Source organism: Paraburkholderia sp. BGA-UO-ETr-F12 (assembly GCF_059567945.1).
Map to the genome: position 1 here is coordinate 88,295 of NZ_JCAQOZ010000024.1, position 14,396 is coordinate 102,690.

The following is a 14,396-nucleotide window of genomic DNA, read 5'->3' on the forward strand; positions in this document are numbered from 1 at the left end:
TGGCGATCGTATGTGATGACTAAACAGGTAGGACTGGGACTTGCCAAACCTGCATGACCATACGAGCTTCAAGCTCGTCGGAGAAATGAGGCGCGAGTCAGCGGATTTCATAGGGGCCCGCAGCGTATCAGGCTGCAAGAAGGCCGGATATAAAGCTGCAACCCATCCTGTCTATGTCGGAACACCCGAAAAACCTTCGCAAACGGGGGACGTTCATATAAAGGATCATGATCGAAATCAAGGTACTTGGCACAGGCTGTTCGAAGTGCAAGGCTACGCAGAAGCTGATCGAAGATGTGCTCGCGGCGAAGCGTATCGCGGCGAGAGTAGAAAAGGTGGAAGACATCCCCGGCATCATGAAATACGGTGTGTTGGGCACGCCCGGCGTTGTGGTGAACGGCAAAGTGATGCACGCTGGCGGCGTGCCCAGCCGGGCACAGGTGGAAAGTTGGCTGGCCAGCGTGTCCTGAGGACCGGCATCCACGTCAGGCGGGGCATAAAGATGATTCTGGCAACCAGGCTTCAGAGGCAGGCTCTGATCTGATGGACAAGCTGACGCTCCCGGCGAGTACAGACTCGCGCGCCGCATTACCGGCGGTGACGCCGGGATTCATCCTGCTGTTTTTCTGTCTCTTTGGGGACGCTGACCGGAGAGCAGGACGTCGGCTCGCGTATTGAAAGATTCGAGCGCGATGCCCCGAGCTCGCCTTTCACGGCAGAGCAGTTGGCGGCGTATCAGACTCTTCGCGCCGAGACCGAAGCCCACGTTCTCGGCGTACCTTTCCTCGCGGCGGAACGGCAACGGCATTGGCCAGTCGGGCGCATCTTGTTCGATGTGGATAGTGCCACGCCCGAGACTCCCAACGTGGCAGACGTGCATCTTTACACGCATGTCGCAGGCATCGCGCTCTGGGAGGTCTGGTTACCTGGCCCGCGGCAGGGACTGGATGTCAGTCGCTGGATAGCGTGGCTGGATGATGATGATGTGCCCGAGGGCCTTCCGGCGAGGATGTGGCAGGTACTGCAACCGTTAAACCGCGAATTGGGCGGATCGGATCACTACCGGCAGTACTTGCCCTGCTGTGTACTTCGTCTGGAGGATCAAACGCTGGACGCCTTCCTGGACGGGTTCTCAAACGATATCGTGCGATTGCTGTGGCGCGACCGGTCCGCCCGGGCGCTCAAACAGACGGTGGTGGAAACCGAACTGGCGCGGGACTATTGTGCCCGCGAGGGTGGCATTACCCTGCTCGGCCGCCGTGCGGCACTCGACATCCATGACAGGCAGGACGACGCGACCATCCCCGCCTTCGACATCGGCGTGCCGCCGCGCAGCGCGATGCCGTTTGTCCTCACGCTGGAGCTGCTGCTGACCGAGCGCGCGGTACTGGTGCAGCTTGACGAACGCCTGGCTCGCACCGGGCCGACGACGATTGGCGGCTTGCTGGAATTGAGGCGGGAGGTTACCGACAGCCTTGAGGAATATTACGGCGCCACCATCGCGACGACACGATTCGGCGACACCGTGGCAGAAGACGGCGAGCGCATACTCGGTATCGTGGACGCCTACGATGCGGTGATGGAACGTCTTGAAACGGTGAGCTTCATGCTCACGACGCGCTACCAGTTGCGCATGACCGAGCTGCAGTTCTGGTTGACGGTCGTGTTCGGGGCGACGGAAATTGGTTTTATCGCGTCTGGCCTTGCCACCTGGTTCTACCAGTACCGAACTGGGCGCTGTACTGGCCTGGACTGTCGGCGCCGCGCTCGTGGCGGGCGGTGTGCTGGTTGCTCTGCTGAGAAGGCGGATGGAGAGGCTATGACACAACCACGATTGCCTGATGACGCGCTCGCGCGTGCGAGTGATGTCGATGCATCCGTCGTCACGGCTGGTCACCTGGATAGCGAAAGAACCACAAGCGAAGCGCTGAACCGTGAATGCTTCTGTATCAGTCTGGATGCCGAGGCGCTGGACCGTGCGCTCGAATCGGAGTTGGGTCAGCCTGGCTTGTATGAACTGGTCAGGCAGCGCTGCCCCTACCTGTTTGCAGCACAGCCAGTTTTCATCTCCAATGTTCACGTGCAGCGCATGGCGCAAGTGGTGCAGGCTATCGAATCGGTGGTCGCACTGCCGGCGTACCAGCAGGAAGTTTTGGCGCGAGCCCCGGTCATCGCTCGTCACGAGCCGGGCAACCGGGGGGTGTTCTACGGCTATGACTTTCATCTGGACCAAGGCTCCCTGGGACTGATCGAAATCAATACCAACGCCGGTGGGGCGTTGCTCAATGCCGTCCTGGCCCGGGCGCAGCGCGCCTGCTGCCCCGCAATGGCAGGCATGGTTCCGTCTCCAGCGTCCATCGACGCGTTCGAGCGTGGCATCGTCGCGATGTTTCTCAGTGAATGGCGACTGGCAGGACGCACGCAACCGCTGCGCACTATCGCAATCGTTGACGAAGCGCCGGAGCAGCAATATCTGTATCCGGAATTCATACTATTCCAGCGCCTGTTCGAGCGCCACGGCATCTCGGCCATGATCGCCGATCCTGCCGCGTTGGTGCTGCGGGCCGGTGCGCTTTGGCACAACGGGACGGAAGTCGACCTTGTCTATAACCGGCTGACGGATTTCGCATTGGCGGACCCCAACAGCGCGCCGTTGCGGGAGGCCTACGTTCAACGCAGCGTCGTGCTCACGCCGCATCCGCGAGCTCATGCTCTGTACGCGGACAAGCGAAACCTCGCACTGCTCAGCGATGCCAGCAGCCTTCGGGAACTTGGCGTATCGCCGTCCGCGCGAGCGATGCTGCTGGACAGCATCCCGCACACGGAAATTGTTGACGTCGCGCATGCCGAACGCTTGTGGACGGAGCGACGTACATTGTTCTTCAAGCCGACCGCGGGATTCGGCGGTCGTGCCGCGTATCGTGGTGACAAGGTCACGAAGCGCGTATGGCAGGACATCCTCGCGGGTGACTATGTGGCCCAGACCATGGTTGCGCCTGGCCTGCGGATCATCGGGCACCACGACGTGGCACAGGCGCTCAAGTTCGATTTGCGCAACTACGCATACGACGGCTCGGTTCAATGGGTTGCGGCTCGCCTGTATCAGGGCCAAACCACGAATTTCCGAACACCGGGCGGTGGGTTCGCACCGGTGTATACCAGCGCGGATGGCCAGTCCGGCGACAATCCCGTCGCAGCGAGTGGGCAAGACATAAAAGACATAAGCCCCGGCCGGACAACGACGGCGTCCGGTTCGGACCCAGGAGGCAAAGCAGGCCGCCCTCGATTGAGTTGAGTCGACACGGGACGATGACGCATCAGTTCGATGGATTGATCTTGCGACAAGGGTAATGGCGATACGGGAAACACACAGAAAGCTGGCAGGCGCTCGGCCGCTAGACCCTGTCGACATGCTCAATCGCGCCCGTTTCGACCTGAATCGTAGGGTGCGTGATGCTGAAGCGGGCGTGCAGCGTTTCGTCGAGTTCGCGAAGAAACGCATCGCCGGGGTGGCCGTCCGGCATCACGAGATGCGCGGTCAGGGCCACTTCGTGGGTGCTCATTGCCCAGACGTGAAGGTCATGCACGGCCTGAACACCAGGCAGTGCCAGCAGAGTCTGGCGCAGGGCCGAAAGGTCGACATGTTCGGGGACGCCGTCAAACAGCAGATGCAAAGATTGCCGCAGGAGCGACCAGGTGCCGACGACGATCACGGCCGCAATCGCCAGGCTTACAGCGGGGTCGATCCAGGTCCATCCCTGCCAGACATAGAGTGCTCCTGCGAATACCACGCCGACCGAGGTCAGCGCGTCGGCGAGCATGTGGAGGAAGGCGCCGCGTATATTCAGATCCTCTTTCCCGCCGGCCATGAACAGCGCCGCCGTAATGCCGTTGACGGCGACGCCGATGCCGGCAACCACCATCACCGTTGTGCCTTCGACAGGAGCGGGCGAGTGTAATCGTTGCACCGCTTCCCACGCTAACGAACCCATCGCCACAAGCAGGATCACGGCATTGGCAAAGCTCGCCATGATGGAGCCACGGCGCCAGCCGTACGTGTGGCGGTCATTCGGGCGCAGACGATCGGCCGCCAGGGCCGCCCACGCCAGCAGAAGCCCGCCCACGTCGCTGAGGTTGTGTCCCGCGTCAGCGAGCAGCGCGAGCGAGCCGGCACGCCAGCCGAAAATCGCTTCGATCACCACGAAGATCATATTGAGCGCAATGCCGATCGCGAACGCGCGGCCAAAGCTCGACGGCGGGGGATCGTGGTCGTGGGCGTGACTCAAGGCCATCGCTTCCTTTCGCTTCGCGCGGACATCACAACACCTCAAGCGCGAGCGCAATGCCCTGACCGCCTCCGATGCATAGCGTAACGATGCCACGTCGTCCGCCGCCCCGCTGCATCTGGTGCACAAGACGGGTCGTCAGGACAGCGCCACTTGCACCAATCGGGTGTCCATGGGCAATCGCACCGCCTTCCGTATTGACGATGTCTTCCGCAAACCCCAACTCACGCAGGCACGCCAGCGCGATCGCTGCAAATGCCTCATTGATTTCCACACGGTCCACGTCGGCCACCGACCAGCCAGCACGATCCATGGCCTGCCGCACGGCGGGAATGGGTCCCAGGCCGAAGAAGCCAGGCTCGACGGCCCCCACGCCATAACTGACGATCCGCGCCATCGGGGTCAGGCTGTTGCGCTCAGCCCAGCCGCGCCCGGCAACGATCATCGCGGCGGCTCCGCTGTTCAGGCCGGGCGCGTTGCCAGCCGTGATAGTGCCGTCCTTGCGGAAGGCCGGTTTAAGCGCGGCGAGCGATCCGGCTGTGGTCTCAGGCCGATTGTGTTCGTCCCTGGCAAATACAGTCGGTCCCTTGCGACCGGGCACCTCGACTGGCGCGATCTCGGCGTCGAACAGGCCCGCAGCCTGGGCCTCGGAAAAACGCTGCTGTGAGCGCAGCGCCCAGCGGTCCTGGTCTTCCCGGGAGATGCCGCACTGCGTCACCAGGTCCTCGGTATGCCAGCCGGAATGCTGGCCGCTGAAGGCGTCGTTGAGCCCATCCATCAGCATGCTGTCGAACAAGGTCACGTCGCCCATGCGGGCGCCCCAACGCCCCTGCGGAAACAGGTAAGGGCTGCGATCCATGTTCTCCATCCCGCCGGCGATCGCACAATCGATCATGCCGGCCCAGATTTCCGTCACTGCGCTAGCGATCGCCTGCGCGCCCGAGCCACAGACGCGGTTGACGGTGAGCGCAGGAACTTCGACCGGCAGCCCGCCGGCGATACCTGCCTGCCGCGACGGGTTCATTTTTACCCCGGCCTGAATCACATTGCCCATGACGAGCGATTGAACCTTGTCCGCGGACAGTCCGGCACGCTTCAGACTTTCGCGGATAACGACAGCGCCGAGCGCTGGTGCTGGCACATCCCTGACTGCCCCGCCGTAAGTGCCTATCGCGGTGCGGACCGGGCTGCACAAGACGACCTCTATGTTGCTCATGGACTTGCTCCTGACAGTAATGGCGCGTAAATCACATGGCGCGCCGGATCGTGCCGGACAAAGCGGTGCCCGGGGCGATGGTGTTAAAGACGGTTCCGTATTTCTTCACGTTCTGATGCAACAGATCGAGTTGCCGATCGTCCTCGTCCGTGTCGACGACGATTTCATAGTCGACGGATTCGAGACGGGGCGGTTTATCCTGGCGGACTCCACGTACACGCACCTCGACGCCGCGTAGCTGAAACTTGATGATGGGGGCGACGCGCTCGATACTCTTGAGCATGCACGCCGACAGCGCGGCGAGTAGCAACTCAGCCGGATTCAGCGCGTCTTCGCGACCGCCCAGGTCCGTGTCGAGGGTGATCGATGCCTGCTTGCAATGCGCGACACTACCGTGTGCGTCGATGCGTTGGGCGTGAACCAGAAAAGTCATCTTTCGCTGTATTTCGCTCATCGGAACATACTCCTGATCCTGGCTTAGTTATGCCCAAGGCGCGCGTCTAAAGACTGACGTGTCTCCGCGCCGCAGTACCGCGGCAACGTTCCGGTTTCGCCGATCACCAATCGCGCTGGGTAAGTCCTTGCGAAACGGTTCCCTGGCTTGACTCGATGAGGTGCTACGTAATGCCTTGGAGTCCCCGCCCGGCGCTGCGCGTGCCTTGATGCCGGTACCATGATGTCGGCGGACGCCACGAGATGACTTGATCCAGGTCAACGAGTCTATTGTGCCCGAGAGGCATGCTGACGCGAGCATCACCCGGGTCTCAATGAAAGAAGTTCCCGGCTTGAATGACGGTAGCGATGGTGGCGCGACGATCCATGAAAAATGAGGGAACGGCCTTGAAGGATATCGAGCAGGAAGTCGGCCAGCTCTGGGAGCGGATCAATCTCATGCAGGCACAGACCGAGGCGGTCGAAACCGTGCTCCAGGCTACATTGCCGCTCGTGCAGGATTTGCCGGCGTTTTCGGTGGCACTGCGTGAGATCCTGAATGAACGGAAGGCAAACTGGCTATGTCGCGGCGTTGACGAGAAATTCTCGACCGAATACACCGAGCGTCTGCTTTCATTAGTGCCTCAGCATGTCATGGACATCGTGAAGATGTCGTAGCCCTGCTTACTTTCATCGAGGATGAGGAATGGTGAGGCTCGGGTGGCAGTGCGACAAGAATTGCCGTGGGTTCATGGTTCCTGTGCGTCCCGACAAAGCGAATCAGAAATTCTGCCGGGGAGCAGGCAAGCTTCGACGGGTATCGGCCGAGGCCTTCCAGATTCGGCCTCCTGCATCTCAGGTCCATCGCAGCACGCACGAGCGTGACTGCCGGATCAGGTTGCGCATCCTTCCGCTCGCCGTGTCAGGCCGCACATCGTCACGATCCCGTGCAAGCAGTGCGAACGTCACCCGTTCTTCCTTGAGGTCGACGCCGCGACCGTCGCACGGTGCTCGATCGAACTTGCATGTGAGTCTATACAATCTTCCATGTTTCTACTATCATTGAAACATGAAAACTAATTCTATCGTCCGCGCTCTTGGCGCCCTGGCTCAGGAATCCCGGTTGGCCGTCTTTCGGCTTCTGGTGGAAACCGGCCCCGGTGGCCTGCCTGCAGGCCAGATTGCCGAGCGCCTAGGTATCGCACCGTCATCACTGTCCTTTCACATGAAAGAGCTCGCCTACGCGAATCTCGTCACGGTCGAGCAGCGTGGCCGCTTCATGATCTATTCGGCCAACTACGCGGCCATGAACGACCTGCTGGCCTTTCTGGGGTCGTCTCAGAAAACGGAAAATTAAGCACGTTAAGCTCCAATTTCGCGCAGGTACTGGTACAACGTTTCGCGGCTGATGCCAAATTCACGGGCCAGCTTTGCCTTTTGTTCGCCGGCCTTGACGCGTTGCAGAAGTTCAGCGGCGCGTTCGGGCGAAAGCGCTTTCTTGCGGCCCCTGTAAGCTCCGCGCTGTTTGGCGAGCGCGATGCCTTCCCTCTGCCGTTCGCGGATCAATGCTCGCTCGAACTCGGCGAACGCGCCCATGACCGACAACATCAAGTTCGCCATCGGCGAATCCTCACCGGTGAAGGTCAGGCATTCTTTGACGAACTCGATGCGCACACCGCGCCTGGTCAGCTTTTGCACAAGGCGGCGCAGGTCATCGAGGTTGCGGGCCAAGCGATCCATGCTGTGCACCACCACCGTATCTCCTTCGCGCACGAAGGCCAGCAGCGAGTCAAGTTCCGGGCGCTGGGTGTCCTTGCCCGATGCCTTGTCGGTGAATACCTTTCCGACTTCGACCTGTTCCAGTTGCCGCTCCGGGTTTTGGTCGAAGCTGCTGACCCGGACGTAGCCGATACGTTGACCTTGCAAGATGCCCCCAAACAGAAAAGTGTCAGGAATAAATCTATGACCTTGCGCAGCTTGTGTCAATAAATTAAGCGATGGAGTCTATCCGGACGTTTCTGGGTAGGCTGTCCTGACGTCCGGTTAGGGCATAGTCTAAGCAGACAGGTCAACGCACTTGCATCATTTTGATGGTTGTAGTATTATTTAAATATGGAAAAGCAAGCCGCAACATCAATTTTCGAATCCCTCTCATCGGGCCTGCGCTTGGACGTGTTCAGGCTGTTGGTCAAGAAGGGGCCGGACGGCATGGTGGCAGGCGCGATTGCTAACGCGCTGGATATACCGCCGGCCAACCTCTCCTTTCACCTGAAGGCGTTGTCACAAGCTCGCCTGGTGACGGTTGAGCAAGAGGGCCGTTTCCAGCGTTACCGAGCGGACATCCCGTTGATGTTGGATCTGATCGCGTACCTCACGGATGAGTGTTGCACTGGCAGTCCCGCTAAATGCGTAGAAATGGTTGCTGCCTCGAACTGCGCCAAGGAACTGTTGCCCGCCCTGTCACCCACTCCAACGAAAGCGATAACATGAATATCCTGTTTCTTTGTACCGGTAACTCCTGCCGTTCTATATTGGCGGAAGCGACCTTTAACCACTTGGCTCCGACAGGATGGAAAGCGATGAGTGCGGGAAGTCAGCCGACCGGGACCGTCCATCCGCGTTCCCTGGCGCTCTTGGCGCGTGAAGGTATCGACACGAACGGACTGCACAGTAAATCGTGGGACAACCTGCCGCTGGCTCCGGATGTGGTCATCACCGTGTGCTCGAATGCTGCTGGGGAAACCTGTCCGGCGTATCTTGGCTCGGTACTGCGTGCGCATTGGGGTGTTGACGATCCCGCTCATGCCACAGGGACCGAAGCGGAAATCGAAGCCGCGTTCACGACGGCCTACCGTATCTTGCGGCGTCGCATCGAAGCCTTCCACGCGCTGCCGTTGGCGCAACTTGCGCACGACCGGACACGCTTGAAGGCGGAACTGGATCGGATTGGGGTGCTTTCGGCGTAGTTTTTTTGACTTATATTTGAATACTTGATGGAGAGTTTAAATGAAGAAGATCGAAGTGTTTGACCCATCGCTGTGTTGCAGCACCGGCGTCTGCGGCGTGGAGGTTGACCAAGCCTCGGTGACTTTTGCTGCTGATGTTGATTGGGCGAAGCAGAACGGCGCGCACATCGAACGCTACAACCTGGCGCAGCAGCCACAGATGTTTGCCGAAAATGCGACCGTAAAAGGTTTTTTGCAGCGCTCCGGTCAGGATGCGCTGCCACTGATCCTGGTCGATGGTGAAGTGGCCCTCGCAGGGCGTTACCCCACCCGCGATGAGCTGGTCCGCTGGGCTGGGTTGGCGGCTGCGCCGTCCATGAAAACCCCGTCTGGCGGCTGCTGCGGTGGCGGCAGCCGCACCTGCTGACCCCGTTCATCATTGGTTCATTATTTAAAAGGACTTCATCATGCTTTTTCTACAAAACCCACCCGCTTTCCTGTTTTTTACTGGCAAAGGCGGCGTCGGCAAGACCTCGCTGTCCTGCGCCACCGCCATTCATCTGGCCGGGCAGGGCAAGAAAATACTGCTGGTCAGCACTGATCCGGCGTCCAACGTCGGTCAGGTATTCAGCCAGGAAATCGGCAACAAAATCACCACCATTTCCACCGTAGCGGGGCTATCAGCCCTGGAAATCGACCCACAGCAGGCAGCGCAGCAATACCGCGAACGCATCGTTGGCCCGGTGCGCGGCGCTCTGCCAGACGACGTGGTCAAAGGTATCGAAGAACAGCTCTCCGGAGCCTGCACCACCGAAATCGCGGCCTTCGACGAGTTCACCGCGTTGCTGACCGATGCGACACTGATTGCCGACTACGATCACATCATCTTCGACACGGCGCCGACCGGTCATACCATCCGTCTGCTGCAACTTCCGGGCGCGTGGAGCGGCTTCATCGAGAAGAATCCGGAAGGAGCGTCCTGCCTGGGACCGCTGGCAGGTCTTGAAAAGCAACGCCAGCGTTACGCTGAAGCGGTCAAGGCGCTGTCCGACCCTGAGCGCACGCGCCTGATATTGGTCGCCCGCGCGCAGAAAACCACGCTGGACGAGGTCGCACGCACGCACGAGGAACTGGCCGCCATCGGCCTGTCCAGGCAGAACCTGGTCATCAACGGTGTGCTGCCGGAAAGCGAAGCCGTTCACGACGCGCTGGCCGCTGCCATCCATCGCCGTGAACAGGAGGCCATCGCCAACATGCCCGCCGTGCTGCGCGACCTGCCCCTCGATCAACTGCCGCTCAAGGCATTCAACCTGGTCGGTGTCGAGGCGCTGAGCAGCCTCTTCTCCGATCGAGACGAGGCTGCGCCCGTCGTCGCCGGTGCGCCTGCCAAACCCGTTGACCTTCCGCCGTTGTCGACGCTGGTTGATGAGATCGCTGAAACGGGCCATGGCCTGATCATGATGATGGGCAAGGGCGGCGTCGGCAAAACCACCCTGGCGGCTGCGGTGGCGGTGGCGCTGGCCGAACGCGGCCTGCCCGTGCATCTGACAACCTCTGACCCCGCCGCACACCTGACCGACACGCTGGCCGGTTCGCTGGACAACCTGGAAGTCAGCCGCATCGACCCCCAGGCGGAGACCGAACGTTATCGCCAGCATGTGCTGGTCACCAAAGGCAAGGATCTCGATGCCGAAGGCCGTGCCATGCTGGAAGAAGACTTGCGCTCGCCCTGCACCGAAGAAATCGCGGTGTTCCAGGCGTTCTCGCGCGTCATCCGCGAGGCCGGTAAAAAGTTCGTGGTGATGGACACCGCACCAACCGGCCACACCCTGCTACTGCTCGACGCCACCGGGGCTTATCACCGCGAAGTGGCCCGTCACGCCGAGTCGAACGTGCGCTACACCACGCCGATGATGCAGTTGCAGGACCCGGCGCGCACCAAGGTGATGATTGTGACCTTGGCGGAAACCACGCCGGTGCTGGAAGCAGCCAATTTACAGGAAGACCTGCGCCGCGCTGGCATTGAGCCGTGGGCCTGGCTGATCAACAACAGCCTGTCCGCCGCACCAACCGCGTCACCCTTGCTGAAGCGGCGGGCCGCGTTTGAGCTGACCCAGATCGAGGCGGTTCGCACCCGCTACACCAAACGCGTCGCCCTGGTGCCGATGCAGGCGGAAGAACCGATTGGCATCGAACCCTTGCTAGCCTTGGTCGAGCCGCGGAACGGGTTCGGCCTTGGCGGCGCGAAACATCAAAAGGTGGCGCTATGACGCGTCTGCTCATCATCGGCGGCAGCGATGCGGGCATCAGCGCGGCGCTGCGGGCTCACGAGCTCGATCCCCAAACCGAGGTATCGGTTCTACTGGCCGACGAGTACCCGAATTACAGCATCTGCGGCCTGCCCTTTTACCTCAGCGGCGAGACGCCGGATCACCGGCAGCTTGCCCATCGCACCGCGTTCGACGGAATCGAAATCCTGACGAACCATCGGGCCGTATCGGTTCATCCAGCGGCCAAGACGGTCGATGTCGTGCGCGGGGCGAACGGCAGTGTGAAGACGTTGCGCTATGACCACCTGGTCATCGCGACCGGTGCCGTCCCAGTCCGTCCCCAAGGGTTGCCCGGCCTCGATCTCCCCGGCGTTTATCTCCTGCACACCATGGGAGATGGCTTCGCTGTCCATAGCCGTCTCATGGGCGGCGAGACACGCTCGGCCATCATTATTGGCGCTGGCTACATCGGCGTGGAGATGGCCGACGCGCTGCGGCATCGAGGGATCGATGTCACACTCGTAAGCCATACCGATCCCGTGTTCCCAAGCGTCGATCCGTCGTTCGGTAGGCTGATCGGGGAGGAGCTGTCACGGCATGGCGTGCGCGTCGTGGTCGGTTGCACCGTGGAACGAATCGAAGCCGCCGATAACCGGCGTGGTCTCACGGTATCGGGTTCGGGCGGGTTTACCGCCTCTGCCGATCTGGTGCTGGTCGCCACCGGCGCGCGACCCGACACCACCCTAGCCGCCGCTGCGGGGATTGCGCTGGGGCCCTCTGGCGCCATCCGCGTCACGCAGCGCATGGAAACCACGCTACCCGGCATTTGGGCCGCCGGCGACTGCGCCGAGACCTGGCATCGGATACTCCAGCGGCCAGCGTACCTGCCACTCGGGACGACCGCGCACAAACAGGGCCGTGTGGCCGGCGAGAACGCGGTAGGCGGGGAGCGTCTGTTCGCGGGCTCGGTCGGCACCCAAACCGTGAAAGTGTTCGAGTTGGCAATCGCACGGACGGGCTTGCGCGAAGCCGAGGCGCGCACGGCCGACTTTGATCCCGTCACCATCGAGACTGAAACCTGGGATCACAAGGCCTACTACCCTGGAGCGCAGAAGCTCCGCGTCCGGGTGACCGGTGATCGCCGGACTGGCCGGCTCCTGGGCGCGCAGATCCTCGGCCCCTGGCGCTCGGAGGTGTCGAAACGCATCGACGTGTTCGCAACGGCACTGTTCCACGGCATGGGCGTCGAAGACTTGAACGATCTCGATCTCAGCTACACACCGCCCTTCGGCAGCCCGTGGGACGCGGTGCAGATGGGCGCGCAGGCCTGGACGAGCGTGATGAAAAACGAAGTGGCAAGTTGTTCACCGCCCATCGACCCACAAATTTTAGGAAGGAGCACACCATGAAAGTTCGCGACCTGATGACCCCAAACCCGATACAAATCGCGCCCGAGACGGCTGTGGCGGAAATCGCCCGCATCTTGATTGAACACCGCATCAACGGCGTTCCGGTCACCGATACTGAGGGACGTCTGCTCGGCATCGTGACCGAGGGTGATTTGGTCCATCGCGCCGCCGACGAGCGGTTGGAGCCGCGCGAATCGGTCTGGAAGGAGAACTTCTACCGCTCTGTGTTTCGCCGGCGCACACCCGAGACGGACAAGACCGAGGGCCGCACGGCCGCGCAGGTCATGACGCGGGAAGTCCTTACCGTGGCGCCCGAAGACCATGTCACCGTGGCCGCGCGTCTGCTCGCGGATCACAACATCAAGTCTCTGCCCGTCATCGAAAACGAGCGGCTGATCGGCATCATCTCGCGCTTCGATTTGATCAAGCGACTGGCCAGCAACCGCGGATATCTTCAACCCCATGAGCAAGGACTGAGCTAATGTTGACCGCTTTTTTAATTTTTATCGCCACCATCGTACTGGTCATCTGGCAGCCGAAAGGTTTGGGTGTGGGCTGGAGTGCCCTGCTGGGCGCCGCACTGGCACTGCTAGCCGGCGTGGTGCATCTGGGTGATATTCCAACGGTTTGGGGTATCGTCTGGAATGCCACCATCACCTTCATCGCCGTCATCATCATCAGCCTGCTGCTTGATGAAGCCGGTTTTTTTGAGTGGGCGGCGCTACATGTGGCACGCTGGGGTAACGGTAACGGACGCAGGCTGTTCGCCTTTTTCGTGCTGCTGGGCGCGGCCGTGGCGGCACTGTTCGCCAACGACGGCGCGGCGCTGATCCTGACACCGATCGTAATGGCGATGCTGCTGGCGCTCAGGTTCAGTCCAGCGGCGACGCTGGCCTTCGTGATGGCGGCTGGCTTTATTGCCGATACCGCCAGCCTGCCACTGGTCGTCTCCAACCTGGTCAACATCGTCTCAGCCGATTTCTTCAAGATCGGCTTCACCGAGTATGCCGCCATCATGGTGCCGGTCAACATCGTCGCCGTCGCTGCCACCCTGGCGATGTTGATGTGGTTCTTTCGCCGCGACATCCCGAAAGACTACGATGTTATGCAACTAAAAAACCCGCGTGAGGCGATTCTTGACAGCGCCACCTTCAAGGCCGGTTGGTGGGTATTGGCGCTGCTGCTGGTTGGCTTTTTCGGGCTGGAACATGTCGGCGTGCCGATCAGCGCTGTAGCGTCAGCCGGAGCGCTGATTCTACTGGGTGTGGCGGCGCGCGGCCATGTGATCTCCACCCGCAAGGTGCTCAAAGAAGCGCCTTGGCAGATTGTGATTTTTTCACTTGGCATGTACCTGGTGGTCTACGGCCTGCGCAACGAGGGTCTCACCGAACATATCGCCGGACTGCTCGATTACTTCGCACAAGGAGGCGTATGGGGCGCAGCTTTCGGGACGGGCATTCTCACCGCGCTGCTATCGTCGGTCATGAACAACATGCCTACGGTGCTGGTGGGTGCACTCTCCATTGATGCCACGAGTGCAACCGGTGTGGTCAAGGACGCGATGATCTACGCCAATGTGATCGGCAGTGACCTCGGGCCGAAGATCACCCCCATCGGATCGCTGGCGACGCTGCTCTGGTTGCATGTGCTGGCGCGCAAGGGCATGACGATCACTTGGGGTTATTACTTCAAGGTGGGTGTTGTACTAACTGTTCCTGTACTGGCAGTGACACTAGCTGCGCTAGCTCTTCGCCTGAGTCTCACTTGATGCGAGCGGAGCGCTGTTTGCGGACATGCAGTATTGGAGTAAAGAAGGGTGAGCGGCTTGGCGTATGGCT

General features: G+C 61.0%; 15 protein-coding genes. 11 read left to right on the top strand and 4 right to left on the bottom strand.

Annotation, left to right across the window (positions count from 1 at the left end; all coding sequences use genetic code 11):
* Positions 1 to 227 precede the first annotated feature (227 nt).
* Both AC57B6_RS09495 and AC57B6_RS09500 read left to right on the top strand, forming a co-directional pair.
* Positions 228 to 470 carry a thioredoxin family protein gene (locus tag AC57B6_RS09495; RefSeq protein WP_496421090.1) on the top strand — a complete coding sequence of 81 codons (243 nt, stop codon included), beginning with the start codon at positions 228 to 230 and terminating at the stop codon, positions 468 to 470.
* A 164-nt stretch (positions 471 to 634) separates the two neighbouring features.
* Positions 635 to 3,295 carry a hypothetical protein gene (locus tag AC57B6_RS09500; RefSeq protein WP_496421091.1) on the top strand — a complete coding sequence of 887 codons (2,661 nt, stop codon included), beginning with the start codon at positions 635 to 637 and terminating at the stop codon, positions 3,293 to 3,295.
* Between the two features lie 100 nt (positions 3,296 to 3,395).
* Here AC57B6_RS09500 and AC57B6_RS09505 read toward each other — a convergent pair whose 3' ends face one another.
* From AC57B6_RS09505 to AC57B6_RS09515, 3 genes are read right to left on the bottom strand one after another with little or no spacing between them, the layout of a single operon-like run.
* Positions 3,396 to 4,343 carry a cation diffusion facilitator family transporter gene (locus AC57B6_RS09505; protein ID WP_496421092.1) on the bottom strand — a complete coding sequence of 316 codons (948 nt, stop codon included), beginning with the start codon at positions 4,341 to 4,343 and terminating at the stop codon, positions 3,396 to 3,398.
* A complete protein-coding gene (locus tag AC57B6_RS09510) occupies positions 4,318 to 5,502 on the bottom strand; it encodes a thiolase family protein (protein ID WP_496421093.1) in 1,185 nt (394 codons plus the stop codon). The genes AC57B6_RS09505 and AC57B6_RS09510 overlap by 26 nt, the downstream gene beginning before the upstream one ends.
* A gap of 31 nt (positions 5,503 to 5,533) precedes the next feature.
* Positions 5,534 to 5,956, bottom strand: coding sequence for an OsmC family protein (locus AC57B6_RS09515; RefSeq protein WP_496421094.1), 423 nt, complete (start codon positions 5,954 to 5,956; stop codon positions 5,534 to 5,536).
* A gap of 335 nt (positions 5,957 to 6,291) precedes the next feature.
* Here AC57B6_RS09515 and AC57B6_RS09520 point away from each other — a divergent pair, with 335 nt between their 5' ends.
* Positions 6,292 to 6,612 carry a hypothetical protein gene (locus AC57B6_RS09520; RefSeq protein WP_496421095.1) on the top strand — a complete coding sequence of 107 codons (321 nt, stop codon included), beginning with the start codon at positions 6,292 to 6,294 and terminating at the stop codon, positions 6,610 to 6,612.
* A gap of 391 nt (positions 6,613 to 7,003) precedes the next feature.
* Entirely contained in the window at positions 7,004 to 7,291 is a 288-nt protein-coding gene (locus AC57B6_RS09525) for an ArsR/SmtB family transcription factor (protein ID WP_496421096.1), read from the top strand.
* A gap of 5 nt (positions 7,292 to 7,296) precedes the next feature.
* Here the strand turns inward: AC57B6_RS09525 and AC57B6_RS09530 are convergent, their stop codons facing one another.
* Entirely contained in the window at positions 7,297 to 7,860 is a 564-nt protein-coding gene (locus tag AC57B6_RS09530; protein WP_003799980.1) for a recombinase family protein, read from the bottom strand.
* Positions 7,861 to 8,046: 186 nt separating this feature from the next.
* Here AC57B6_RS09530 and AC57B6_RS09535 point away from each other — a divergent pair, with 186 nt between their 5' ends.
* From AC57B6_RS09535 to AC57B6_RS09565, 7 genes are read left to right on the top strand one after another with little or no spacing between them, the layout of a single operon-like run.
* On the top strand, positions 8,047 to 8,424 hold the full coding sequence (locus tag AC57B6_RS09535; RefSeq protein ID WP_003799982.1) for an ArsR/SmtB family transcription factor: 378 nt from the start codon (positions 8,047 to 8,049) through the stop codon (positions 8,422 to 8,424).
* On the top strand, positions 8,421 to 8,900 hold the full coding sequence (locus tag AC57B6_RS09540; protein WP_012387025.1) for an arsenate reductase ArsC: 480 nt from the start codon (positions 8,421 to 8,423) through the stop codon (positions 8,898 to 8,900). The genes AC57B6_RS09535 and AC57B6_RS09540 overlap by 4 nt, the downstream gene beginning before the upstream one ends.
* Before the next feature lie 40 nt (positions 8,901 to 8,940).
* Positions 8,941 to 9,306, top strand: a complete 366-nt coding sequence (gene arsD, locus AC57B6_RS09545; RefSeq protein ID WP_496418318.1) for an arsenite efflux transporter metallochaperone ArsD — start codon at positions 8,941 to 8,943, stop codon at positions 9,304 to 9,306.
* Positions 9,307 to 9,346: 40 nt separating this feature from the next.
* Positions 9,347 to 11,149 carry an arsenical pump-driving ATPase gene (gene arsA, locus AC57B6_RS09550; protein ID WP_003799986.1) on the top strand — a complete coding sequence of 601 codons (1,803 nt, stop codon included), beginning with the start codon at positions 9,347 to 9,349 and terminating at the stop codon, positions 11,147 to 11,149.
* Positions 11,146 to 12,558 (top strand): FAD-dependent oxidoreductase, encoded by a 1,413-nt coding sequence (locus AC57B6_RS09555; RefSeq protein WP_003799988.1) that lies wholly within the window; start codon positions 11,146 to 11,148, stop codon positions 12,556 to 12,558. Before arsA ends, AC57B6_RS09555 begins: the two co-directional genes overlap by 4 nt.
* Positions 12,555 to 13,040 (top strand): CBS domain-containing protein, encoded by a 486-nt coding sequence (locus AC57B6_RS09560; RefSeq protein WP_003799990.1) that lies wholly within the window; start codon positions 12,555 to 12,557, stop codon positions 13,038 to 13,040. Before AC57B6_RS09555 ends, AC57B6_RS09560 begins: the two co-directional genes overlap by 4 nt.
* A complete protein-coding gene (locus tag AC57B6_RS09565) occupies positions 13,040 to 14,326 on the top strand; it encodes an arsenic transporter (RefSeq protein WP_003799992.1) in 1,287 nt (428 codons plus the stop codon). Before AC57B6_RS09560 ends, AC57B6_RS09565 begins: the two co-directional genes overlap by 1 nt.
* Positions 14,327 to 14,396: the final 70 nt, after the last annotated feature.